24 protein-coding genes are annotated in these 23,849 nt (G+C 65.9%); 16 read left to right on the top strand and 8 right to left on the bottom strand.

What is annotated here, in order from left to right:
* Position 1 precedes the first annotated feature (1 nt).
* Entirely contained in the window at positions 2-3,544 is a 3,543-nt protein-coding gene (locus ACQY5K_RS17390) for an error-prone DNA polymerase (RefSeq protein WP_428117947.1), read from the bottom strand.
* Between the two features lie 88 nt (positions 3,545-3,632).
* On the opposite strand from ACQY5K_RS17390, the gene ACQY5K_RS17385 reads away from it, so the two are divergent.
* The 5 genes from ACQY5K_RS17385 to ACQY5K_RS17365 all read left to right on the top strand — a co-directional run bounded on the left by ACQY5K_RS17385 (position 3,633) and on the right by ACQY5K_RS17365 (position 9,728).
* Positions 3,633-5,117 carry an amidase gene (locus tag ACQY5K_RS17385; protein WP_428117944.1) on the top strand — a complete coding sequence of 495 codons (1,485 nt, stop codon included), beginning with the start codon at positions 3,633-3,635 and terminating at the stop codon, positions 5,115-5,117.
* Positions 5,118-5,131: 14 nt separating this feature from the next.
* On the top strand, positions 5,132-6,724 hold the full coding sequence (locus tag ACQY5K_RS17380; RefSeq protein ID WP_428117942.1) for an amidase: 1,593 nt from the start codon (positions 5,132-5,134) through the stop codon (positions 6,722-6,724).
* Positions 6,721-7,230, top strand: a complete 510-nt coding sequence (locus ACQY5K_RS17375) for a hypothetical protein (RefSeq protein ID WP_428117939.1) — start codon at positions 6,721-6,723, stop codon at positions 7,228-7,230. Before ACQY5K_RS17380 ends, ACQY5K_RS17375 begins: the two co-directional genes overlap by 4 nt.
* A gap of 92 nt (positions 7,231-7,322) precedes the next feature.
* Positions 7,323-8,228: a fumarylacetoacetate hydrolase family protein gene (locus ACQY5K_RS17370; protein ID WP_428117936.1), complete on the top strand. Its 906-nt coding sequence runs from the start codon at positions 7,323-7,325 to the stop codon at positions 8,226-8,228.
* Positions 8,229-8,396: 168 nt separating this feature from the next.
* Positions 8,397-9,728 (top strand): D-alanyl-D-alanine carboxypeptidase family protein, encoded by a 1,332-nt coding sequence (locus tag ACQY5K_RS17365; protein ID WP_428117933.1) that lies wholly within the window; start codon positions 8,397-8,399, stop codon positions 9,726-9,728.
* Positions 9,729-9,737: 9 nt separating this feature from the next.
* Here ACQY5K_RS17365 and ACQY5K_RS17360 read toward each other — a convergent pair whose 3' ends face one another.
* The 4 genes from ACQY5K_RS17360 to ACQY5K_RS17345 all read right to left on the bottom strand — a co-directional run bounded on the left by ACQY5K_RS17360 (position 9,738) and on the right by ACQY5K_RS17345 (position 13,000).
* On the bottom strand, positions 9,738-11,447 hold the full coding sequence (locus ACQY5K_RS17360; RefSeq protein WP_428117930.1) for a DNA polymerase Y family protein: 1,710 nt from the start codon (positions 11,445-11,447) through the stop codon (positions 9,738-9,740).
* A 4-nt stretch (positions 11,448-11,451) separates the two neighbouring features.
* Complete coding sequence (locus ACQY5K_RS17355) at positions 11,452-12,264, bottom strand: hypothetical protein (RefSeq protein ID WP_428117927.1); 813 nt, start codon at positions 12,262-12,264, stop codon at positions 11,452-11,454.
* 85 nt (positions 12,265-12,349) lie between these two features.
* Entirely contained in the window at positions 12,350-12,616 is a 267-nt protein-coding gene (locus tag ACQY5K_RS17350) for a cupin domain-containing protein (RefSeq protein WP_428117925.1), read from the bottom strand.
* 93 nt (positions 12,617-12,709) lie between these two features.
* Positions 12,710-13,000 (bottom strand): hypothetical protein, encoded by a 291-nt coding sequence (locus tag ACQY5K_RS17345; RefSeq protein ID WP_428117922.1) that lies wholly within the window; start codon positions 12,998-13,000, stop codon positions 12,710-12,712.
* 160 nt (positions 13,001-13,160) lie between these two features.
* Here ACQY5K_RS17345 and ACQY5K_RS17340 point away from each other — a divergent pair, with 160 nt between their 5' ends.
* The 11 genes from ACQY5K_RS17340 to ACQY5K_RS17290 all read left to right on the top strand — a co-directional run bounded on the left by ACQY5K_RS17340 (position 13,161) and on the right by ACQY5K_RS17290 (position 21,172).
* Positions 13,161-14,444, top strand: coding sequence for an acyl-CoA dehydrogenase family protein (locus ACQY5K_RS17340; protein ID WP_428117920.1), 1,284 nt, complete (start codon positions 13,161-13,163; stop codon positions 14,442-14,444).
* A 76-nt stretch (positions 14,445-14,520) separates the two neighbouring features.
* The gene (locus ACQY5K_RS17335) at positions 14,521-15,117 is read left to right on the top strand and encodes a hypothetical protein (protein WP_428117917.1); all 597 of its coding nucleotides are present in this window, start codon (positions 14,521-14,523) and stop codon (positions 15,115-15,117) included.
* Positions 15,118-15,148: 31 nt separating this feature from the next.
* Positions 15,149-15,589, top strand: a complete 441-nt coding sequence (locus ACQY5K_RS17330) for a hypothetical protein (RefSeq protein ID WP_428117915.1) — start codon at positions 15,149-15,151, stop codon at positions 15,587-15,589.
* Between the two features lie 175 nt (positions 15,590-15,764).
* Positions 15,765-16,361, top strand: a complete 597-nt coding sequence (locus ACQY5K_RS17325; protein ID WP_428117913.1) for an LLM class flavin-dependent oxidoreductase — start codon at positions 15,765-15,767, stop codon at positions 16,359-16,361.
* A gap of 190 nt (positions 16,362-16,551) precedes the next feature.
* The gene (locus ACQY5K_RS17320; protein ID WP_428117910.1) at positions 16,552-16,797 is read left to right on the top strand and encodes a ribbon-helix-helix domain-containing protein; all 246 of its coding nucleotides are present in this window, start codon (positions 16,552-16,554) and stop codon (positions 16,795-16,797) included.
* Positions 16,791-17,114: a type II toxin-antitoxin system PemK/MazF family toxin gene (locus ACQY5K_RS17315; protein WP_428117907.1), complete on the top strand. Its 324-nt coding sequence runs from the start codon at positions 16,791-16,793 to the stop codon at positions 17,112-17,114. The genes ACQY5K_RS17320 and ACQY5K_RS17315 overlap by 7 nt, the downstream gene beginning before the upstream one ends.
* 12 nt (positions 17,115-17,126) lie before the next feature.
* Positions 17,127-17,270 (top strand): hypothetical protein, encoded by a 144-nt coding sequence (locus tag ACQY5K_RS17310; RefSeq protein WP_428117905.1) that lies wholly within the window; start codon positions 17,127-17,129, stop codon positions 17,268-17,270.
* Between the two features lie 58 nt (positions 17,271-17,328).
* On the top strand, positions 17,329-17,592 hold the full coding sequence (locus ACQY5K_RS17305; RefSeq protein ID WP_419920786.1) for a type II toxin-antitoxin system Phd/YefM family antitoxin: 264 nt from the start codon (positions 17,329-17,331) through the stop codon (positions 17,590-17,592).
* 3 nt (positions 17,593-17,595) lie between these two features.
* On the top strand, positions 17,596-18,027 hold the full coding sequence (locus tag ACQY5K_RS17300; protein ID WP_428117902.1) for a type II toxin-antitoxin system VapC family toxin: 432 nt from the start codon (positions 17,596-17,598) through the stop codon (positions 18,025-18,027).
* Between the two features lie 89 nt (positions 18,028-18,116).
* Positions 18,117-20,186 (top strand): RecQ family ATP-dependent DNA helicase, encoded by a 2,070-nt coding sequence (locus ACQY5K_RS17295; RefSeq protein ID WP_428117900.1) that lies wholly within the window; start codon positions 18,117-18,119, stop codon positions 20,184-20,186.
* A complete protein-coding gene (locus ACQY5K_RS17290; RefSeq protein ID WP_428117897.1) occupies positions 20,183-21,172 on the top strand; it encodes a DNA-processing protein DprA in 990 nt (329 codons plus the stop codon). The genes ACQY5K_RS17295 and ACQY5K_RS17290 overlap by 4 nt, the downstream gene beginning before the upstream one ends.
* Here ACQY5K_RS17290 and ACQY5K_RS17285 read toward each other — a convergent pair.
* The 3 genes from ACQY5K_RS17285 to ACQY5K_RS17275 form a co-directional block, all read right to left on the bottom strand.
* Positions 21,169-21,897 carry a hypothetical protein gene (locus ACQY5K_RS17285; RefSeq protein ID WP_428117894.1) on the bottom strand — a complete coding sequence of 243 codons (729 nt, stop codon included), beginning with the start codon at positions 21,895-21,897 and terminating at the stop codon, positions 21,169-21,171. The two genes, ACQY5K_RS17290 and ACQY5K_RS17285, sit on opposite strands and share 4 nt — an antisense overlap.
* 36 nt (positions 21,898-21,933) lie before the next feature.
* On the bottom strand, positions 21,934-22,887 hold the full coding sequence (gene tcmP / locus ACQY5K_RS17280) for a three-Cys-motif partner protein TcmP (protein ID WP_428117891.1): 954 nt from the start codon (positions 22,885-22,887) through the stop codon (positions 21,934-21,936).
* Positions 22,888-22,954: 67 nt separating this feature from the next.
* Positions 22,955-23,716, bottom strand: coding sequence for a DUF5131 family protein (locus tag ACQY5K_RS17275; RefSeq protein ID WP_428117888.1), 762 nt, complete (start codon positions 23,714-23,716; stop codon positions 22,955-22,957).
* Between the last annotated feature and the right edge of the window lie 133 nt (positions 23,717-23,849).

The following is a 23,849-nucleotide window of genomic DNA, read 5'->3' as shown; positions in this document are numbered from 1 at the left end:
GCTAACGGAAGTCGCGGCTGGCCAGCGAGGCGGCGACGCTCAGCTCATCGAACTTCTCTGCGATCACATTGACTGCGCCGTCATGGCGTTCGAGGCGGCCTGACACCACCAGCGCGGGCACATCTCGCAATACTGAGCGGTACCGGATCCAGCATCCTCGCGACACCACCACGTTGATGAGGCCTGTCTCGTCCTCGAGGCTCAAGAACGTCGTCTCCCCTGCTGTCATGGGGCGCTGGCGATGCGTCACCAGGCCGGCCACGCGCACCCTGCCCGCGGGACACGACAGCAGCTCAGCCGCAGTGCGCACGCCTGCTTCAGCCAACTCTGAGCGCAAGAACCGGGTGGGGTGGCCATCGGGAGAGACCCCCGTCGCCCACAGGTCCGCAGCAGCGATCTCGGTCTCGGAGGCGATCCCCAGTTGCGGCGCTGCGGCACCCGTGACGATGCCCGCCAGCCGGCCGGGGCGCGACTGGGCCACCGCGCCCGCCGACCACAGGGCTTCGCGCCGCGACAGCCCGAAGCAGTCGAACGCTCCAGCGGTGGCCAGCGCTTCAAGGGCGGCCAGCCCGACATCGGTCCGGCGGCACAGATCTTCCATGCTGGCGAAAGGTCCTGCGTCGGCGATCTGGCGAGCCTGATCGTCACCGAGCCCGCGCACCGATGACAGCCCCAGCCGCACTGCCACCGCGCCAGTGGAAGCTGGGCCACCTGAAACTGGGCCACCTGAAACTGGACAGGGTTCCAGCGTGGCGACGTCTGAGGATGCATTGATGCACGGCGTGCGCACCTCCACGCCATGGCGACGGGCGTCCTGGCACAGCGAGTGCGGCGAATAGAACCCCATCGGCTGGGCGTTCAGCAGCGCCGCGCAGAACGCTGCGGGGTAGTGCAGCTTGATCCACGCCGAGGCATACACGAGGTGTGCGAACGACACCGAATGGCTCTCGGGAAAGCCGTAGTCGGCGAAGGCGACCATCTTGTCCCAGACCCGCTCGGCCACGTCGCCGACCAGCCCCCGCTCGGCCATGCCCCTGAAGAGCCGCTCGCGCAGGCGCCCCATCCGCTCACGTGAGCGCTTCGATCCCATGGCCTGTCGCAGCTCGTCGGACTCAGCGGGGGTGAAGCCGGCAGCGTCGATGGCCATCTGCATGAGCTGTTCCTGGAACAGCGGAACACCCAGCGTCTTGGCGAGGGACTTCTCGAGCAAGGGATGCAGGTACGTGACCGGCTCGGTGCCGTTGCGCCGCCGGATGTAGGGATGCACCGAGCCGCCCTGGATGGGTCCGGGACGGATGAGAGCCACCTCGACCACGAGGTCGTAGAAGCAGCGGGGGCGCAGCCGCGGCAGGGTGGCCATCTGGGCGCGTGACTCCACCTGGAACACGCCGATGCTGTCGGCACGGCAGAGCATGTCGTAGACCTCGTCCTGTTGCGGGAGCGTCCCGAGGTCCACGTCGACGCCGTACGTGTCGGCGATCAAATCGACGGCGTAGTGCAGGGCCGACAGCATCCCCAGCCCCAGCAGATCGAACTTCACGAGCCCGATCGCCGCACAGTCGTCCTTGTCCCACTGCAGCACCGAGCGATCGGCCATGGTCGCCCACTCGGTGGGACAGACCTGCGTCACCGGCCGGTCGCAGATGACCATGCCGCCCGAGTGGATGCCCAGGTGACGGGGCGCCCCCTCGAGCGCCACAGCAAGTTCGAGCACGTCGTCGGGAATGCTGGATTCGATGTGGCCGTGTTCAGCACGGCTGGGCTTGTCAGGAACGGGCTCGGGCCCAGCATCGCGCCAGTCACGGGCCCGCTTGCGTTCTTGTGGGCGGGCGGACTGCGGGCGGGCGGTCGTGCCGCTGGCGGCTGCTGCTGTCTCGGGCAACGAGCCGTATCGATCCAGCGACTTCGACCAGGCGTCAGCTTGGCCGGGCTCCCATCCCAGCGCACGGGCCATGTCGCGTACTGCCGAACGCGCCCGGTACGTGATGACGTTCGCGACCTGCGCCGTGTGGGCGCGGCCGTAGCGCTCGTACACGTACTGGATCACCTCCTCGCGGCGACGGCTCTCGATGTCGACGTCGATGTCGGGGGGCCCATCGCGCTCAGGCGACAGGAAGCGCTCGAACAACAGCCCCAGCGCAACCGAATCGACGTTGGTGATGCCCAGCGCGTAGCAGACCGCCGAGTTCGAGGCCGAGCCGCGGCCCTGGCAGTAGATGTCGCGGCTTCCGCAGAACGACACGATGTCGGACACGACCAGGAAGTAGCCCGCAAAGCCGAGCTGTTCGATGAGGTCGAGCTCGTGGCGGATCTGCGCCCACGCGCCCGGTACCCGCTCGGCCTCCGGGGAGCCGTAGCGCCACAGCGCCCCTTGGGACACAAGATGCCGCAAGTACGACATCTCGTCGTGCCCGCCGGGACACCGGTACGGCGCCAAGTTGGGCGCAACCAGCGACAGGTCGAATGCGCAGTCGCGGCCGAGCTGCGCGGCGGCAGCCACCACGCTTGGCCAGCGGGCGAACCGGCGAGCCTGCTCGGCTCCGGACCGCAAGTGCGCTCCCGCTGCGGGTGGCAGCCAGCCGTCCAGCTCGTCGAGGCTGCGCCGGGCACGAACTGCGGCCACCGCAGTGGCCAGTCGCCGCCCCGCCGGAGCGGCGTAGTGGACGCCGTTGGTGCAGATCGGCTCGACGCCTGCCCGCACAGCAAGCTCGCCCAGCGCGTCGTTGCGCTCGCTGTCGAGCGGGTCGCCGTGGTCCCACAGCTCGACGAACACGTTCTGGCGACCTGCCGCTTCAATGAGCAGATCGAGCTGTGCAGCCGCCGCGCGTGGTCCCCGGCCAGCCAGCGCAGCGCAGACGGCGCCCTTGCGGTGCCCGGTCAGGATCGCCCATTCGTCACGATGCTCGGCCACCGCAGCCAGGAACTCGTCGGTTCCAAGGCGCGGCGCATGCTTTCGACCCGCCATCTGGGCTGTTGAGATCAGCTCGCCCAACGAGGCGTAGCCGCGCGGCGAGCGTGCCAGCACCACAACGTGAGACCCCGCAGGATCGGCGCATCCGGTGCGCTCGGGATGCACTCGCTGCTTGCGCTTCGCGTTGCGCGGGCGCATGTCGAGCGCCAATCCGTCGACGCTGTGAGCACCGAGCGTCAATCCGTCGACGCCATACGCGCCGAGCGTCAATTCAGTGCCGAACACCGTCGGCAGTCCGGCTCTCGCAGCAGCCTCCGCGAAGCGCACCACGCCGTAGAACCCGTTGTGATCGGTCAGCGCCAGCGCGTCCAGCCCGAGCCGCACCGCTTCGTCCACCAGTTCGGACGGAGATGACGCTCCGTCCAGGAAGCTGAAGTGCGAGTGGGTGTGCAGCTCTGCATACGGCACCGCAAGCCGGCGCGCTTCGGGCGGCGGGCGCCCGGTGCTCTGCGGGGTTGCATCCCCACGAGCGCCGTTGAGCCCGACCCCCTTGCCATGACCGGGCAGCGGCGGCCGGTCCGACAGCCGCCGCTCTAGCTCGCGCCAAGAGATCCCCGGATTCGAAAAACCCACGCCGTCACATTAGCGAACAAAAGTTCTGTCATGTGCGCCGGACCACTCGACAGCGGACTCGATCTCCGAAGCGCAGTACGTTGCCCGCATGACTGCTGCGAGTTCGCAACCAACATCCCACAGCGACGTCGCGGACGGCGTCACAACCGCCGAGATGTTCGCATCGGGTGCGGCATCAGCTGTCGAGTTGCTCGATGCCGCGCTGGCGAGAGCCGAACGGCTCAATCCCGAGCTCAACGCCATCATCTGCCGGCTGGACAACAGCGCACGCCAGACCGCCGAGCAACTCGATGCGGCCCGTGGCGCTGGCGCCGGCACTGGCACCGCGCCGCTGGCGGGCGTTCCCTTCCTGACCAAGGACCTCACCTGCGCAACCGAGGGCCAGCCATACCACGCCGGCAACGCTGCGTTGAAGGCGGCAGGGAACCTTGCGACGACCACAACCCATCTGGCCACGATGTTCGCTGAGCTGGGCCTGGTGAACTTCGGACGAACCAACACGCCCGAATTCGGCCTGACGATCACCACCGAGCCGCTCGCCTATGGGCCGACCGCCAACCCCTGGAACACGGGGCACTCGACCGGCGGCTCCAGCGGCGGCTCGGCCGCTGCGGTCGCCGCTGGGATCGTGCCGGTCGCCCACGCCAACGACGGCGGTGGCTCGATCCGCGTGCCGGCGTCGAATTGCGGGCTGTTCGGGCTGAAGCCGAACCGGGGGCGAGTGTCGCTGGGACCCGATTCGGGAGACGGCTGGGCGGGGTTCAGCGTGGACGGCGTCGTCAGTCGCAGCGTGCGCGACAGCGCCCGCGTGCTCGACGGCATCGCCATCCCGTGGCCGGGGGACCCCTACTGGGCGCCGCCGCCGTCGGGGACCTTCGAGTCCGCAGTCGGGCGTGATCCGGGCGCGTTGCGAATCGGGGTGTGCATGCATTCGGACTGGGGGCCGGTGGACCCCGAATGCGCTCTCGCAGTGGACAACGCGGGGCGCATGCTTGAAGGTCTCGGGCACCATGTCGAGCACTCGGTGCCCGACGCGCTCTTCGACGAGAACTTCTTCGACAACTTCCGCACGATTGTGGCCGTTTGCAACCTGGTGGGCCTAGGTGCGTTTGAAGCAGCGCTGGGCCGCCCGATGTCTCGGGCGGACACCGAGGGCGACACGTGGGCGCTCATGCAGATTGGCCGTGAAGTGACCGGATCGCAGTACGTGGCGGCGGTGGAGTGGTGTCACGCCTGGACCCGCCGCGTCGCAGCATGGTGGAGCAGCCACGACGTCCTGGTGTCACCGGTGATGACCGAACCGTCTCCCCGCCTGGGAGAGCTGCGCAATCCCGAGACCGGCCGCGGCCGGCTGAACGACCTGCTTCAGTTCACCCCGCAGTGGAACGTGGGCGGGCAGCCGGCGATGTCGGTGCCGCTGCACTGGACGCCTGACGGCCTGCCCGTGGGCGTGCAGTTCGTGGGGCCGCACGCAAGCGAGGAGATGCTGCTGTCGCTCGCCGGTCAGATCGAGCGGGCCGAGCCGTGGTCCGGGCGGGTGCCGCCGGTGTGGGCCGGCGCATCGCCCAGCTGAGAGCACGCTGAGAGATGGCAGCGCGCGGCCGCGACAAGGACGCAACGGCACTCACCGAAGCGTTCGCGGCCGGAGACGCAAATCCGATCGAGGCTGTGCAGGACGCGCTCGATCGGCTGGCTCGCCTGAATCCATCACTCAATGCCGTGCTTCACCAACGCCCTGAAGCTGCGATGGCCGAAGCTGGGAAGGCGGCTGCGCGCTGGTCGGACCGCCGAGCCCGACGAACGCACGACGGGCCTGTCGCCGATGCGCCGTTCGACGGCGTGCCGATTGCCGTCAAGGACCTCGGCTGCGAGCAAGCGGGCGAGTTCCATCACGCCGGAGCGCGGTTCCTGGTCGAGCTGGAGTGGCGTGGCACTCAGGACAGTCACCTGTACCGGTTGCTGCGCGGCGCGGGCATGGTCTCGATCGGTCGTACGAACACTCCCGAATTCGGCACCACCATCACCACCGAGCCAGCGGCCTATGGCGCGACATCGAATCCGTGGGATGTGTCGCGATCACCGGGCGGATCCAGCGGCGGATCCGCGGCGGCCGTCGCAGCCGGCATCGTGCCCGTCGCCCACGGCAACGACGGCGGCGGGTCGATCCGAGTGCCGGCCGCGGCATGCGGCCTGGTGGGACTGAAGCCGAGCCGTGGCCGGGTTTCGACCGCGCCACGCTTGGGCGAGCATCGAGGGGGCTTCGCAGTCGACGGCATGCTCACGCGATCTGTGCGCGACGCGGCACAGTGCCTCGACGTGATCGGCCGCCCGGCGCCGGGAGATCCGTACGTCGCTCCCCCGCTCGCGCCCGGGGTGTCGTTCGCCGACTCGATCGAGGCCGCCCGCTCATTGCGGCCGTTGCGCATCGCGGTGTCGGTGGGTGCTGCTGTGGGAGCGGCGGGAGCCCGAGCCACCGAGCCGGTGCGTCACGCCGTCGAGCAAGCGGCGGCGTTGCTGACCGAGCTGGGTCACCACGTCGAGACCGACACGTGCCCACACGGCTGGTACAGCGACGAGCTCACCGATCACGCCATCGTCGTGCGCACAGTGGGCATGGCTGCGGAGATGGACGGCTGGGTGGAGCGTCTCGGCCGCCCGATGACGCCCGAGGACATCGAGCCAGCCAACTGGTGGTCGGCCGAGCTCGGAAGATCACTGCCCGCCGCCGCGTACGTCAGCGCGCTGGAAGGTCTCGCGCGGTGGCGTCGCGGGGTGATGTCGTTCTGGCGTCAGCCCGGGGCGCACGCAGATCCGGCGTCGTCGGGCTTCGACTTGCTGCTCACGCCGGTGCTCGGTGATGTGACCCCACCGCTCGGCTACCTCTCGGATCCCGCAGAAGGGGCGCGACGTCTTCGCTCACTCATCGGTTTCGTGGACCAGGCCAACGTCAGCGGCCAGCCCGCTATCTCCCTCCCGACCGCCCACGACCCCGATGGCCTGCCGCTGGGCACACAGCTCATCGCCGCGCACGGCGCCGAGAGCCTGCTGTTGGCCGTGGCCGAGCAGATCTCCGAAGCGGATGGCTTGATCGACTTGCCCGAACAGTTGCCGGGGCCCACGGATACGGGGCCCACGGATACGGGGCCCACGGATACGGGGCCCACGGATACGGGCTCATGACGCCAGCCGACCGGGCCCTCGCACGGGCCGTCGAGCTGCTGGGCAACGTGAATGTGGAAGTCCGAAGCGCCGTCGTGGTCGAAGACTCAGAGACCGACCGCCTGCACCGCCGGATCATGGCGGTGCGAGTCGTCGTGTTCGCACTGGGTGCGGGGATGGCGCTGTCGTGGGGCGTGGGCTGGCTTGCGGTGGTGCTCGCCGTCGTCGCGCACCAGCTGCTCTTCAACGTCCGCCGGGTGCTCGCAGCGACCGCTCACGGCTTGATCCTGGCCGACATCACGTTCCGCCGAGCCGAAGTGGTGGCGAGCTGGCAGCGCGGCACCAATGCCACGCTGACGCTGCGCACCGACAACCCGCGGGTGGCAGTCGCCCTCGAGCCAGTTATGGACGAGGCCGGCATCGGCCCGCCATGGAACGGCCGGGTGAGCGGCAATGATCTTGGCGCACTCGAGACGACGATCCGTCACGCCGGAGGCGAGCCGCTGCGGGTCACCACGACAGACTGAAGCTTGGGTACACCCAGTCTCTGGGTCGTCGACACTTGGCCATCGACATCGGGCGCACCCCGCGCTGGGCCGTCGGTATACGTTGACGGCTCGTGAGACTGCTCCGATTCCGCACTGGTGCCGATGTTCACCACCACGGTGACGACCCGCCGACCCGCATCGGGCTGGCAGGGTCCGCCGGCGTCATTGAGCTTGGTGGACGCGATCCCGCCGGCACCGGTCGCCCGATCGCGACACTCGGACATGCCGTCGCCGACGCGCTGGCCGCGCCGGCCGCACTCGCCGAACTTGGGCACGGCCCTGCCGACCACTCCTGGGATGACATCGGTTTGGCGATTCCCGCAGACCCTGGCGCACGCATGCTGTGCGCCGGAGCGAACTACCACAAGAAATATCCCCTCGGCGGCGTCGTACAGGCGCCGCCGCAACCGGTGTACTTCAACAAGCCGCCGGGCACGCTCGTGGCCGACGGCGAGGCGATTGTGCGACCAGTCGTGTCCGAACAGCTCGACTACGAGGTCGAACTCGCTGTGGTGATCGGCCGAGCCGGTCGCCACATTTCGCTCGACGACGCGCTGAGCCATGTCGGCGGCTACACCGTTCTCAACGACGGATCGGTGCGGAATTGGCAGCGGCACAGCGTCGCAGCCGGCAAGAACTTCTACCGATCGGGCTCGATGGGACCGTGGATCTGCACGGCTGACGAGATCGAGGACCCGGCGTCACTGGAAGTGATCTGCCGAGTCAACGGCGAGGAGCGTCAGCGTGCCAGCGTCGGCGAGATGATCTTCTCTGTGGCCGAGGTGATCTCATACCTGTCCAAGGTGATGCCGCTCGAACCCGGCGACATCATCGCGACGGGCTCGCCGGAAGGAACCGGCGGTTCGCACGATCCGCCGAAGTGGCTCATTCCCGGCGACCGGGTCGAATTCGAGATTCCCGGTATCGGCGTGCTCTCGAATCCCGTCGTCGACGAGACCGTCGTCCCCGGCAGCTAGCCGCGGCGGCCGGGGGCGACACCCACTCGGCGTTGCCCATCGGTACCTTGGGCGCAAGGTCGTGCCGTCACCGACGGCGGCCGCACATCGACGACGAAGCCGCTCGCAGGGCCGGCTTCAGCAAGGACGCCCCGATTGCGAGGCTCACGGCCCCGATCACCCCAGTACATGCTGATGGCCATTGCGTTCGCCGTCGTTGCCAGCGTGCTGCCCATCGCGGGCACCGGTGCGCAGTCCACACCGTCCAGCAAAGAGCTGGAGCAGCGCAAGGAAGAGCTGGAGCGTCAGCAGAAGAAGCTTGAGGCGCAGCTCGCCGAGAAGAAACGCATCCGCGACGAAGCCCAAGCGGCACTGCTGGCCAAGATCGGCGAGGTCGATCTAGCGCAGGTCGACGTCAACGAGGTGCTCACGGCCTATGACCAGCTCAAAGTGCTGGTCAACGATCAGCGCGACGATCTCGAAGATGCCGAGCTGGCACTGAACGCTGCCGAAGCAGCAGTGCAGGCAGCCGTGCAGCGGACGCTGTCGCTCGACGAGCAGCACGGCGAACTCGGCCGGCGCGTCATCGAGCTGATCGTGCAGAACTACATCGGCTACGACGCATCGGTGGAGGGGTCCTACGGGCTCGTTCGCACTGGCGATGTCTACGAGGCCGCCCGAATCAGAGTGCTCATCGGCGCTGCGCTGGGTGATTTGAACACCACTGCAGATCAGCTGCGTGCCTTGACGGTTGACGCTGAGCTGGCCGTGCGCGAGTTCCGGCGTGCCGAAGAGCTGCGGGACATTCGCAGGCAGGAATCCGAGACGGCGCTTGAGGATCTGCTCGATGTCGTCGAGAAGGAAGAAGAGCTGCTCGAGGAGCTCGAATACCAGCTCGAGAACCTTCTGTACGAGCAGGCCGCGCTCGCGGAGTGGGACGCAGCCGCCGCCGAAGAGGTCGCTGCGACCGCGCAGCGCGTCACAGGAGTCATCACCGAGCACAAGCGCATCTCCGCCGAGCAGAAGCGGCTACGTGAGGAAGAAGAACGCAAGCGCCGAGAAGAGCAGGACCGTCTGGAGCGCCTGCGAAGGGGGACCGCCGGCCAGCCCAACAGCAACAATGTCGCGGCCAGCGAGCTGGCGTGGGTCGGCGGCATCCGGGTCCACGAGTCGATCGCCAACAAGGTGCAAGACCTGCTCGAGCACGCTGCCCGCGACGGAATCCGGCTCGCCGGCGGTGGGTACCGCAGTGCCGCCTCGCAGATCGCGCTGCGACGGGCGCACTGCGGAACGAACGAGTGGGCGATCTACAAGCGACCGTCCTACCAGTGCCGCCCGCCGACTGCCCGTCCCGGCCTATCCATGCACGAGCGCGGCCTCGCCATCGATTTCCAGCACAACGGCCGCTCGATCGGCAGCCGCAACTCGACAGCGTTCCGGTGGCTGAAGGCCAACGCAAAGACCTATGGCCTGTTCAACCTTCCCAGCGAACCTTGGCACTGGTCCACCAACGGCAACTGACCGCCGCGCTCAGTCGTAGGTGGCTTCGCGTTGCCAGCGGCCGCCTTCGACAGCGCAGAGGTGGGCAGTGCCGTCGTCGAGGACAAGTTGGAACCGGGCTTGGCGGCGGCGTGCCCCCCGGACCCACCAACGCTCGTCGAGCAGCCACGGCCCTGCCCATGCCGTGATCCGGCTGATGCGTCCATTGGCACGCCGCAGTTCGGCAGGAGGCGCGTTGGCTTCTCCCCGGCCGCTCACGCCGACCGGCTCGCCGTCAGCGTCGAGCACCACGAGCGGCTCGGGCTCAAACAGCACGAGAGCAGGGACTGGCGCGCCCAGCCGTCCCGGCCACGGAGGCATCGGCGAGGCGGGGCTGGTCGGGCTGGCGGGGCTGCCAGCTGGATTGGATGCACCGGCAGTTCCGAAAGGCAGGCGCTGCTCGAGATCGGCGAAGCGACGGCCGGAGCCCAGACGGCCAACCGTGACCCCATCGAAGCCCACCAGCGTCTGCACCCGGCCCAAGGCTCGCTCAGCCCGCTCGTCAGTCTCGGTCTGACCACCCCAGAACCCGAGCTGGCGGCCCTCATCGGGAGCTGTCTGCGCCACTGCCAGCCGGATGAACGAGATACGGCCGCTGGGACGGTTTCGATCCTGGCGCCATCCGTCGAGCTGCCACCTCACACGGTCAGTCACATCGGCAGGGCTGAAGCGGAACCCATGGCGCCAGAACCGATTGCTGGTCTCACTGTTCTCGGTTTCGATGCTGACCTGCACGCAAACCAGCGCGTGGCCACATCGGGCCAGATCGGCGTCGAGACGGTCGGCCAGGGACTTCGCTGTGAAAGCCACCGTGTCGACGCGGTCCGCAGGCGGGTCGATCTCCGCATCGACGCAGAGATCCGGCGCAGCGACACCGGGCTGGCTCACACGAGGGTCGCCTCCGCTGGCCAGCCGATGCGCCCATTCGCCTTGCGTGCCGAACCTGCCCGCAAGGTCGGCTGACCGCAGCGCCGCCACGTCGCCCAAGGTGCGCAGACCCAGCCGCTTCAGCACATCGACCAGTTCCTCGCCGGCTGTGCTCGATGCGCCGACCCCACGAGGGCCGGCTGTGCCTGCCAGCGGTGAGAACGGTTCTGTCAGGGCGTGCAACGACAGCTGGCTCAGGAACCCCGCACTTGCGGACGCAGGCACCACCAGCACTCCCCCCGGCGCGACGCGGGCTGCAAGGCCGGCCGCGAACAGGCCGTCAGCGATGCCGACGCGGATCTCCGGCATCGCTGCAGGTGTCCCAGCAAGCGACACTTCCAAGACGTCCGAGGCCAACGCCCGGGTGACGGTTCGTGCCACCAATTCGGCCAATGCCTCGTCGCCGCCGTAATAGCGCGATGGGGCTCGGGTGCCGAAGACGCAGCAACCGGGTGCCAGCACCTCGACTCTCGGCGTCAGTTCCTCCAATGCTGCGACCACGGGAGCGAAACGGCGGGCATCGAGATCGAGGTCGCGCTCGATCGCCTCCACCGCAGGGCACTGGGACTGGGCCTGCCGGCGGCGCATCCCTGTCATCACCCCTGCCGCAGAGGCTGCGGGCGTGACGGCAGTCACCCGTCCGGCGAACACCACCGCTGCGGGAGTTGTCGGATCGATCCCTGCAGCGGTTACGGACCAGTGCGCGATCTCCACCGCCAGCATCCGCAGCGGTCTGTCCTCGACAGCGCTGTTGGAGATGGTGCCATCAGACACAGCGCTATCCCGCACGACGTTGCGGCAGGAAGGTCACACTGGGATCTGTGGGGTCGACGCCAGCCTGACTGAGGTCGACCGGAGCGGGCCGATCGAAGCCCACTGTGCTGATCGCGCCGCGGACGGGAGTGATGCGGCCGTCGGAGTCCGGCAGCCACAGGACGGCTCGTCGCGGCAGCGACGCCGCGCCCCGGCCCGCTGCGACCACCTCAGCGCGCCGAGCTCGGATCCGTCCGTGGCCCTGCCCGAGGCCGGTCCAAGCTGCTCGCTCCACAGCCACGGTCACATCTGGGCTGAACGCGTTGCCATGATGCTGGCGGGCAGGGCCCGGCTCGGCGACCTCGATCACCGCAGTCCCTCGTTCTCGCAGACGGGCTCGCAGGCGCCGGCTGTGAGCGGCTGCCATCCGCACGCTGCCGGCGAGCAGGATCACATCGACGCTGCCGATCAAGGCGTTCAGCACTTCGGCGGTGGCATCGCCGGGGTGGTCCACGAACGCCCATCGGTCCAGCGAGGCTCCTCGCTCTGCCACGGCCGAGATGCCCATGCGTCCCAGACCCACCGCTGCCGTCCATCCCCCAGCACGCGAAGCCTCCGCGGCAAGAGCCGTCGCCAGGGTCAGCGCGCCCGGCCCTTGTGTGGCCAGCACCGACCCGCGGACGATCCCCGGTTGTGCCAGCAGCGGGGCGAACTCGTCGGCAACCGGCAGCAGCCGTTCGTCACTGCGGGTGATCGGCGCAACAGTGCGCGCTGTGTCTAATGCGCCGACCCCACGAGGGCCGACTGTGTCATACAGCTGCACCAGCTCTGCCGCCATCGCGACAGACTAGCGAACAATCGTTTCTGCTGGGACCCTCTAGCTGGGACCCTGTCAGCGGCTCCTGTCGTGAGGTCCGACGCAGCTACTTCGTTCCCGCCAGCAAGGTGGCACCAGCGGGACCCGCCTGCTCAGCGTGCACTGTGCCCGCCGCAACCTCGCACCAATCCCCTGCTTCGAAGACTCGGGTCTCGTCTTCGAGCCCAAGACGAAACTCGCCTTCGGTGACCATCACCATCGCCGAGAACTCGTGGCTGTGGAACTCCCCGTCGGTGTCGGGCGCGAACGCGAAACTCCGCGGCTCGCCATAGCCACGCGCCGCAAGCTCGGTACGAAACTCATCTTCAGTCATGGGCGCAACGGTAGCCCTCGATCGTTGCTCGCGGCCGGGCTTGTCGCTGCCGATAGCGAGCTATCGACTGTGCTGATCGCTACCGATAGCGAGCTACCTGTAGTGGGCGAACAGCTCTTCGATGAGCTCGGTGATGCCTTCAGAGGTGTGACCGCGGGAGATCTCGACGGTGGCGACGTTGCTGTAGACGTGCACGTGGTCGACGCCGCCGCGCTGGAACAGGCGCCACGCCAGCATGTCGGCGGGATCTTCGGCGCTCACTGCATCCGCAGCGCTGCTGTAGTAGCGGTGCCCTGCACCCGTCAGCGGCCGGTTGGTCTCGAATCGCACGGTGCCCGGGCGGGCGGCCGAGGTTCGCTCTGCTACTCGAACGGGCTGACCCATGGCTGACGAGCGTAGCGAGCCTCTCGAAGCAAACCAGCGGACCACCCAAACGAGTCTGTTCACGACGCAAGCGGCATCTGCGAGACCTGAGACGGCTGCACCAACCGGGCAGTAGCTTGAGGCTGCTCGCACCCCCCATGCCACCGCGCAGGAGACTGACATGGCCGCTGTCGACACCGATGCCCCCGAGATCACCGAAGAGCAGTTCGTCGCCGAGGCGACAGAGTTCCTCGAGGCCAACGCCAAGCGCAAGACCGAACGGCGGGAATTCGTCTGGGGCCAGGGCCCTGACAACGCCGCTCTCTTCGAAGAGGTCGACCGGGAAGCCGAGCGGCAAGATCTGGCCGCTGCCAAAGAGTGGCGGGCCAAGAAGTTCGACGCCGGCTATGGCTGGATCACCGGTCCCTCCGAGCTGGGCGGGAGCGGGCTGCCCCGCAAGTTCGAACGACTGTGGATGCAGCTCGAAGGCCAGTTCGACACGCCCGACGGCGGCTTCTTCGGTATCGGCCTGGGCATGGTGGCGCCCACGATCCTGGCGCACGCCAACCCCGAGGTGTCCTCTGAGCTGCTGCCGAGGATGTACCGGGCCGACGTGGTCGGGTGCCAGCTGTTCTCCGAGCCAGGCGCCGGTTCAGACCTCGCCAGCCTGCAGATGCGTGCCGACCGCGACGGCGAAGAGTGGATCCTCAACGGCCAGAAGGTGTGGACGTCGGGTGCGCACTATTCCGATGTGGGCGAGGTCATCGCCCGCACCGACTTCGACCTGCCCAAGCACCAGGGTCTGACCGGGTTCATCGTGGACATGGACGCGCCGGGCGTGGATGTGCGGCCGCTGCGCCAGATGACCGGCGGGGCCAACTTCAACGAGGTCTATTTCAACGATGTCCGGGTGCTCGACAGCCACCGTCTCGGCGACGTGAACCAGGGCTGGGGCGTGGCGCTGACCACGCTCATGAACGAGCGGGCCTCCATCGGCGGCGGCGGTGCCGGCGGCGCGGGCGGCTTCACGAAGCTGGCTGCGATGGCACAGCATTTCGGGGTGGACGACGATGCGCTCACCCGCCAGAAGCTGATGAACGTCTACACCTACGGCAAGGTGCTGTCGTGGTCGAACCAGCGCACCATGGACGGCCTGCACGCCGGCCGCACGCCCGGGCCGGAGATGTCGCTCGCCAAGATGGGCCTCATCCGCCAGATGGGCGCCATGTGCGACTTCGTGAGCGACACGCTCGAATTGCGGCTGGTGGCCGACACCGGCGAATGGGGCACGTTCTCGTGGGCCGGCTACGTGCTGGGCTTCCCCGCGATGCGGATCGCCGGCGGCTCTGACGAGGTCATGCGCAACATCGTGGGCGAGCGAGTACTGGGCCTGCCGAAAGAGCCGGGCATCGACACCACCAGCCCCTTCCGCGAGCTGAAGGTCGGCACCCAGCGCTCCGAGTGATCTAGCGCAGCAGGGCCGCTCGGCCGTCTTTTCCCTCGCGAAAACCCGTCGAGTCAGACGGGCATTCCGGCAAGAAATGACCGGAACGGACGAAGAACAGCAGCGTCTGCTGCGAATCATCGGGCGGATGCCGCTCGCTAGCGTCGCGAACCTTGTACCGATCTTGGACTTGGGAACGCGGCAGCTCCGTCGGCAGCTGATCTCACTGGTGGACGGCCATCGCCCGCGGCCTTCGGATGTGCCTGCGTCGACTCGCCATGTTGGAGGCCGTGTACCGGATCGCATGCGAGTCGACCAGATGGCCTGGCCGGCCGACGGCGTTCCGATGGATGCCAGCGAGCGCGTGACGGACTTCCGCCTGATGCGACGCGGCGGCTTCTACCACGCTGTGGCTCGCTACGGCTCGCCAATCTGGGTCACGTTCACCTACGTGGGACTGCATGCGACCGAACGGATTCTGCGGCGAAAGCAGGAACATCGCTTTTGGGGACTCGACACCTATACCCACGAGCACGACCGCTACTTCCGGATCGCCAACCGAGTCTTCTACGAGGATCCGGGGCAGACGGTGGAGCCGTCGGCACCCCTGAGCGAATGCAGCGCTGGCAATCCCGAAACAAGGACTTGGCTGCGATCAACGGTCCGACGGCGTACCGGACCTTCATGGCGATAGCGCAATTCCCGGGAATGCGCGCCTCGACGCTGTGCAGTCTCGCGGGCGGCTCGTCGAACAGTTCGCGAGCGAACAAGCGCAGGTGTTCGCGGGTTGGAGGGCCGAGGTCAACCTGCCCGACATCACCCAGGTCAAGCCTGATCTCGTCGTCCTCGTGGCCGAGGGGCCTTTCGGGGCGGGTCCGTACTGCCTCGAGTACGAGCGCTCTGCTTCGACGCCGACCGAGGTGCATCGCAAGCTGGGCCCGTATCGCAAGAGCGCATGGCAGGGGCAACCGCTTCCGGTGCTGGTGGTCTGCGATACCGGGCGAGCCGTGCAGAACTTTCAGACCACGATCTTCGGCCTTCCGCTCCTCGCCACGCAATTCGAGACGGCCGTGGCCGGCCCGCTGACCGGCGATGCAACCGTGTGGACGCACGAAAGCGAGGCTGTGTCGCTGCATCGCCGCAAGCATGTCAACGCTGGTGAGTGACGCCGCTCGCCAAACCGAGCCGAAGACGGCCATAGGGCCTGTCTCGTTGGTGTGGCTGGGGTGGATTCGATGCCCTCGAGCTGGCCCGAGCAAGCCCCCCCTGGCGTCGTGGACGGCGCACTAGGTTCGGCCGCTGACGGGGCCGCGGGGCACATCGAACCAACGGCGGGGACACATGAAGATCGGATTGGCAACACCGAACAGCGACTACGGCCAGCGAACCACCGACATGGCGCTGGAAGCAGAGCAGCGGGGCTACGACTCGCTGTGGGTGGGCGAGCACAGCCACATTCCGGCCAGCCGGCAGACCCCGCACCCTGCTGGCATTGAGCTGCCTCGGCTGTACTGGCATATGCGCGACCCGTTCACTTCGCTGGGAGCAGCCGCTGCGGTGACGTCGCGGATCAAGCTGGTGACCGGTGTGTGCCTACTGCTCGAGCACGAGGTACTGGACCTGGCCAAGAGCGTGGCGACGCTGGACGAGGTGTCCGACGGGCGGTTCCTGTTCGGCGTGGGCGTGGGCTGGAACCGTGAGGAGCTGTCCAACGTGTCGCCGGTGCCGTGGCCGCAGGGATATGGGGCCATGCGAGAGACCATCGAGGCGCTGCGCGGGCAGTGGAGTCCTACGGGCGAGATCCGGACGCCATCCCGATCTCGATGTACTGCTTCAGCCGGCCGGCCGAAGAGAAGCTGGAGCTGTACCAAGAACTCGGCGTCGAGCGGACCGTCTTCGGCGCCCCTGACGAAGCCGACAAGCACCAACGCTTCATAGACCGCAACCAGCACCTAGTCGACACGTTCGCCGACTGATCCCGGTTCAGCCGACCGCTTCGACAGATCGGTCAGCAAGTCGACCTGAAGAAATCTGTTGGTGTGGCTCTGGCTGACGTCGTTACGTTGACGGCGTGGCCGGTTCCGATAGTAGTTCGCCGAGATCAGACCGTATGCCATACCATATGATTATGGCCCGACGTGAAGTCCTGGTTCAGCTCGATGACGAACTGATCGAACGTCTGGCGGCGATCGCCGACGCTGAGGGAACGAGCAGGTCCGCATTGCTTCGTCGCGGCGCGCGCGCTGTCATCGAAGCCACCGATCTGGCCGCTGCTGATGCCGAGCTCATTGCTGCGTATCGCCGCCAGCCGCAGGATCCAGCGTTCGCCCAAGCAGCGGCGCGGCTGGCGGCTGGGACAACGCCACCGTGGTAGCTCGCAACGAGATCTACTGGGGCGATCTCGGAGAACCTGGCGGACGACGACCTTTGTGCGTGCTGACGAGAGGCGCCGCAGTTTCCGTACTGACTGCAGTCACCTGTGCTCCGATCACGCGCACCGTTCGAGGAATTCGCTCTGAGGTGGACGTCGGGACCGACGAGGGGCTACCGAAGGCGTGCGCCATCAGCTGCGACAACGTCGTCACCGTGCCAATTGCCCGTCTCGACGCCGCACCGGTCGGCCGACTCGGTGACGTCAAGCGGGCGCAACTTGACCAAGCGCTCCGCTACGCGCTTGACATCGTTTACTGAAAGCACGGTGTGGTGTCGAGCCAGTTGGGGGTGCCGGGGTCGGTGTGGGAGATGACGGCCGTGAACCGGCCGTCGGCGTCGGCGACTCCAACTGGTTACGTCATGGTTGACGGCTACGTCAGCACCTCAGTCGGCAATTGCTTCAGTGAGGAGTGATCTGTACAGAACACAAAATTCGATTTGTACAAAGCGGCTCCACTGGTACGGTCTGAATATGAACGTTGCAGCGACGGAGTTCCGAGCCAGGTTGCGCCACTGGCTGGACTGCGCCCGCTCTGGCGCAGAGGTGGTCATCACGGAACGAGGCGTTCCTGTCGCAAGGCTCTCGGGTATCGACTCGGCTCCAACCATCGAACGACTGACTGCGCAAGGAGTGATCTCACGGCCTGCGCGAGGCGACCGACCCCAGGCAACTGGACAGCAGCGTCCTCGTCCTCGCTCACCCTTGTCGGATCTGGTGAGCGATCAGCGACGCTGAGCGGTGGCCATCGCCTACTTCGACGCCAGCGCGCTGGTGAAGCTGATCGTCGATGAAGCCGGCAGCAAGATCGCAGAGGCGATCTGGGACGGATGCGACGCAGCCGTGTCCAGCAGGCTGGCGTTCGCCGAAGTCTCCGCTGCGCTCGCCGCCGCTGGCCGGCGGGGCGACCTCAACGAGTTGGAAGTCGCGGACTGCGAGCAGCGCTGGCAACAGCTGTGGGCAAGCGTCCAGCCAGTCGAGCTCAGCGAGCGAGTCGAACAGTCCGCTGGCCAGCTTGCGCGACGCCACAGGCTGCGCGGGGCCGATGCAGTCCATCTGGCGAGTGCGCTGGTGTTCGACGCCGCTGACCTCGTGGTTGCGGTATGGGATCGCCGCCTCCACGACGGCGCAGTAGCCGAGCACCTAGCCGTCGTACCCGCCACGCTTGATTGATCAGAACCCTGACCGTGTGAGACCCGTGTGAGCCGCGTTGTGCCGATTCCCGAAGCCCCAGATGCACTGACGACATTGGACCGGGCAAGATGAGTGATTCCTCCCTTGCCATAGATGCGCTCGGCCTGCTTCGCAAGCTGACCGGAGACTCACAGGCCGAATTCCGCGACGGACAGCTCGGCGTGATCCGTCGGTTGGCCGCGGAGCGTGGGCGAGTCCTGCTGGTGCAGCGAACCGGCTGGGGCAAGAGTGCGGTCTATTTCATCGCGACCCGGCTGATGCGCAGCGCAGGCTTCGGCCCGACGCTGCTGGTATCGCCGCTGCTCGCATTGATGCGCAATCAGATCGAGGCGGCAGAACGCCTCGGCATACGCGCCGTCACCATCAACAGCTCCAACCGCGACGAATGGAACGTCGTGATCGCACAGATCGAAGCCGATGAAGCGGACGTCGTGCTGATCTCTCCGGAACGGTTGGCGAACCGTGACTTCCGCAGCGATGTGCTTCCGGTCATAGCTGCGCGATGCGGTCTGCTGGTCGTCGACGAGGCCCATTGCATCTCCGACTGGGGCCACGACTTCCGGCCCGACTACCGACGGCTAGTTCGCGTGCTCGATCTGCTCCCAGCGGGGATTCCGGTGCTGTGCTGCACCGCAACGGCCAACGACCGGGTCGTCGCCGATGTCATTTCGCAACTCGGGTCAGAGTTCGAGACAGTGCGCGGGCCGCTCGGCAGGAACGGTCTGCGATTGCATGCCCTGACGATCCTGTCGCCACCGGAGCGTCTGACATGGCTGGCGGCGACGCTGGCGAAGCTGCCGGGCACCGGCATCGTGTACTGCTCCACCATTCGAGACACCGAACGCGTCGCGGGCTGGCTGATCTGCGAGGGCATTGATGCTGTGGCCTACAGCGGTGGGACCGAGTCGTCCCGGCGGCCAGAGATCGAACAGGCACTCCTCGGCAATTCGGTCAAGGCTGTTGTCGCGACCTCCGCGTTGGGCATGGGTTTCGACAAGCCAGACCTGTCGTTCGTGATCCACTACCAGTCGCCGGGATCGCCGGTCGCTTACTACCAGCAGGTCGGACGGGCGGGCCGGGGAGTGCCGGAGTCGTGGGGCATCGTGTTGCGGGGTACCGAAGACGTCGACATTCAGAACTATTTCATCGAGACGTCGTTTCCCAACCCCCGGCTCGCTGAGCACGTCGTCGGTCTGCTGGAAGAACGCCACGAGCCGATGCGGCTCAACGACCTACTGCCGGAGGTGAACGTCGGCAACAAGCGTCTCGAGAATCTCCTGAAGAATCTGGAAGTGGATGGCGCAATCGAACGCGTCGGCAGCCGGTGGCAACGGACGTTGCAACCTTGGAACTTCGATCACGACAAAGTCGAAGCAGTCACTGCGTTGCGCTGTGCCGAACTCGAATTGGTACGCCAGTACATCGACACCGACCAGTGCCGAATGCAGCTCCTGAGGCAGCATCTCGACGATCCGGCAAGCGAGCCGTGCGGCTTCTGCGACAACTGCACCGGCGACACCATGGCGCTGACGTTCGATCCATCCGAGGTGCAAGCCGCAGTGGAGTTCTTGCGCAGCGAGGCCATGGTGATCGGGCCCCGTAAGCAGTGGGCGGACAGAAAGTCGATTCCGGCCGATCTTCGGCTTGCAGACGGTCGAGCGCTTTCGCGATGGGGTGACGGCGGCTGGGGCAACTTGGTGCGCAAGGGCAAGCAGTCGGACGGCCGATTCGACGACCGCTTGGTGGATGCTGTCGCAGAGCTCATCAGCGACCGGTGGCGGCCCGAACCCGCGCCGACCTGGGTCACGTTCGTGCCATCGCGCCGTTACCCCACACTCGTTTCCGATTTCGCCGCCCGGCTCGCGGCCGCGCTCGTGCTGCCGTGTCACGATGCGGTCGTGCAGGTTCGCGACACGCAGCCACAGAAGTCGATGCGGAACAGCCATCAGCAGTTCCGCAACGTTGACGGGGCGTTCAGCATCAGCGGCCCGGTGCCCGAAGGCGCGGTGCTCCTAGTCGACGATGTGGTCGATTCCCGTTGGACGCTGACAGTCGTAGGAGCGCAGCTGCGAACCGCCGGAGCGGGTCGTGTGTTCCCGTTTGCTTTGTCCGAGACATCCGAGAGGGCGGCCGGGTGAGGCGAGGAGACGACGCTCTGGCGACGATCGCTCTCGTCAGCCGGCTGTGCGCTGACGGAGTGCGGCCGCTGAAGGCATCGGAGTTCTGGAAGCTGTCAGCTCGCTTGGGCACCGGACCGAGTTGTCTGCTCGGAATGAGTGCCGACGATCTCGCAGCGGCGCACGATTTCAGCGGCGACTTCGCCCAGCGCATCGGTGGTCTGATGGGCCGAGCCACGGCACTCGCGTTCGAGTTGGAGCGACTAGAGCAGTCGGGTATCCGAACGCTCACCCCGTTCGACCAGCACTACCCGACACGCTGGCCCGAGCGCCTCAGGGCCAAGGCGCCGCCTTTGCTCTACGCGGCGGGTGCGATCGAACTGCTCGACACCGCCGGACTCGGTGTCGTGGGCAGCCGCGACGTGAGTCCGACCGGCGCCGAGGTCGCCATCGAGGCCGCCAAGTGCGCAGTAGTTCGCGACATTCCTCTCGTTTCGGGCGGGGCTCGAGGTGTCGATCAGCTCGCAATGAATGCGGCACTGGATTCGGGAGGCGCAGTTGTCGGTGTGCTGGCGGACTCGCTGTCACGCAAACTCCGCAACGCCGATGTCCGCGCAGCGATCCATGATGGACGAGCCGTCATGTGCGCGCCTTACAGCCCCGACGCCAGCTTCAGTGCCGGCAACGCAATGGGACGCAACAAGCTCATCTATTCCCAGGCCGCAGTCACGCTTGTGGTCGCGAGCGACAAGGGCTCAGGCGGCACCTGGACGGGCGCAACTGAGGCGCTCGAGTGCCAATTCGGCCGGGTCGCGGTCTGGCGAGGACTCGGCGAAGGGCCGGGCAACGAGGGTCTCGAACGGCGCGGTGCCGTGCCGGTATCTGATATGAACACTCTCAGCACCCTGCTTGACGACAAATCCCCTGCCGCGCCTCGGCCTGGAGGCGTTGCGGAACAAGAAACACTCTTTGACACCACCCTCAGCCGGTTGGATCCTTCCAGTTAGCGAGGCGGGCAGGCGACGAGGTCCTCATCGGTGAGGAAAAGGAAACGGCGGACGACACCGGTTAGCCGTTTGCCCTCGTCACGGGCGGGTCCGAGGGTCCAAGCTCGGGCGAGCGTGCGCGCTGTCCGCTGCAAGTGCTGTGTCTGCACGGCTGCCAGATGTGGGTACCAACGTGGCCCGAAACCTGCGAAATCCTCTTCCATCAGTCGTGTCCATTCTTTGTCCTCCCTAAACAATGAGGTCTCTAGCGCCGACCACTGATCGACCGGTGATTCGGTCTGCGAGTGGCCATCAAGCATTACATCGAGACTGTGATATCGGCCACCAGAAGCAAACTCATCCAAAACGCCCAACTGTTGCCGGGCTCGGCCTTCGAATCGCAAGCATGCGATGTCATCACGAACAGCGGCACGATTTACAAAACTGGGATCCTTCTCAAACTCGTCCAGTGTCATGTCCAGGAGCTTCAGCAATCCATGCCCCCAGCGTTGTGCCTCGCGCGCTGATGGGAGCTGACCGCTCTGTCGTAGTTGCGCAAGCGCAAGCGTCAATTTTAGAAACCGTTCGTAGCCCTGTGCCAATAAATGTAAAGCCACGACACGCCGATCGAATCCGCCATCCCAGGACTCGACAATTCGCATGCCTTCGTCCAGGAGCATGATCGCAGTTTCTGCCTCTTCTATAAAGGCGACCATGCGTCCTGAGTCTGCAAATTCATTAGACATGATTAAGTCAACTGAAGCACCCGATCGTTTCTACAATTAGATCTCGAAGCCGGGGAGCTGAACGTTCTCGTAGCCATCCGCGTTGCGCTTGGCCCACCTCATCAACGAGATAGCGCTTGGGTGGTCAGTCGCATGGTACATAAAATACTGCGGACGACCCGTTGCAGGATCCTTGATCAACTGCGGAATCACATACTGATAACCAAGGTCGTAGAGACGTTCCTTGTATCGCTCGACGAGCGCATCAGTTGACGCTCCGGCTTCCCATAGATCAAACCAGACCGAGCGTTGTCCAAACATCCTGTCTAGTGCATCCACTCCAAGCGGCATTGGATGCTTCTCTCGGTCACTTGGCCAGATTCGATTTACAACTTGGTGCGAGTTGAAGAGGATCCACAACTCAACCTTGCACCTCTTGGGCCGGCCCTGTCCTTCAGGCGGAGGCTCATAGGCTTTCCAATGAGCGAGCTTCTCGATTGTTTCCCAGGTTAGCTGAGTGGAGTCTTGGTCAAGCAAGGCAAAGCACGGGCGTTCAGAGTCGAGCCGTTCAGAGTCGATCAAGCCTGGAATGATCCGATTGCAGTCACCGTTGTGTATGTTGATTCGATCGATTTGGCGTTCAGTGAGCGTTGCCACAGAACCGTCAAGCTGATCAATACTGTCAGAGTCTTTCTCGCACAAGTGCAACTGAGAAAATGCACCACTTTTCGCTGCGATTAATGCGCTGCCGTCTCGCACACGTTGTTCGCCGTTTCGAATAGATGTACCGCGCCCTGTTCCGGCAAACGCGTCGATATATGTGCCGCCGCCGGCAACTCTTCGATATAGCACGAAGTAGTTCTCAAGCACTTCAAGTTTGTTGAGGGTCCACCCGTGGTACTCGCGAAGCTCGGTGATCGTGTCCCGAGGCCTGGGCACAACTTTGAAGGTGTTGACCTCAGCTTCCAACTGATCGAGTTCATCATCGCTTATCGCAAACAACGTATCCATCACAACCCCGCACTTAAGAGACCGTCGTAGTCACGATAACATGGGAGTGCCTGAGATAAGCTGATGGTTATCGAACAGTTGAAATCCCTACGGCGACACCGGGCATTTCGTCGTAGGTCAGGCCTTGGAGTTCGCGGCCGCGGGCCTTGGGCGTGCGACCACCCCACTGCTTGAAAAAGAACGCGACCTCAGCATCGGCGCACTGGTCTCGCAGGTCCATTGCCCATTCTTCTTCGATCTGACGTGCACCGGGACCACTCTCGCCTCCGGCAATGAGCCAGTGAATGTCAGTCAGGTCAAGACTCGGCAGCGCCTCCAAGAGCGGTTCGGCGCTAATGAAACGCACCGCAGCGCCTACCGAGCGCAGATGGTCGATGCGGAAGGCGTAGCGGGGCGTCTCAACCGTGACGCCCATCCAGACGTTCGAAGGCCATTCCAGATCGCCTGCGACAGCTGCAAGCCGCTTCGACCGCTTCGTGAGCACTTGGTAGGTGTGCTGCGGAGTGTCGGCCATCACCTCGAACACCTTCTGGATGAAATCCAGTGGCACATCGGGATGAAACAAGTCGCTCATCGAGTTCACGAATATCAAGCGGGGCCTGCGCCAATGCCGCGGCCGGTCAAGCAGGTCGTGATGCAGGGTCAGGCCGAAGCCTGGTCCGCTCAAGGACGGGTCACCGTCGCGCTGGTAGCGAGGGTTGCCCATCGCCTTCAGGCGCTTCGCCAGCGTGAGCGCGTAACAGTTGTCGCAGCCCACAGACGTGCGGTCACAGCCTGTGGTGGGATTCCACGTCGCCTCAGTCCACTCGATGCCGGTGCGGTCGCTCATGATCGCTTCCCTTCGGCAGATAGACGGTCGGACGGTAAGTCGACGTGTGCGTCGCTCAAGACAGCGACCTGTCGGCGGTTGCACGAACGTCAGCGTGCACTAGGGGTGTGACAAGAATCGTCCACGAGAGTAC

It is taken from the genome of Candidatus Poriferisodalis sp. (assembly GCF_965262965.1).
Classification (GTDB): Bacteria; Actinomycetota; Acidimicrobiia; order Acidimicrobiales; family Poriferisodalaceae; genus Poriferisodalis.
The sequence above is the reverse complement of the archived record's forward strand: the minus strand, read 5'-3'. Positions and strand labels throughout refer to the sequence as shown.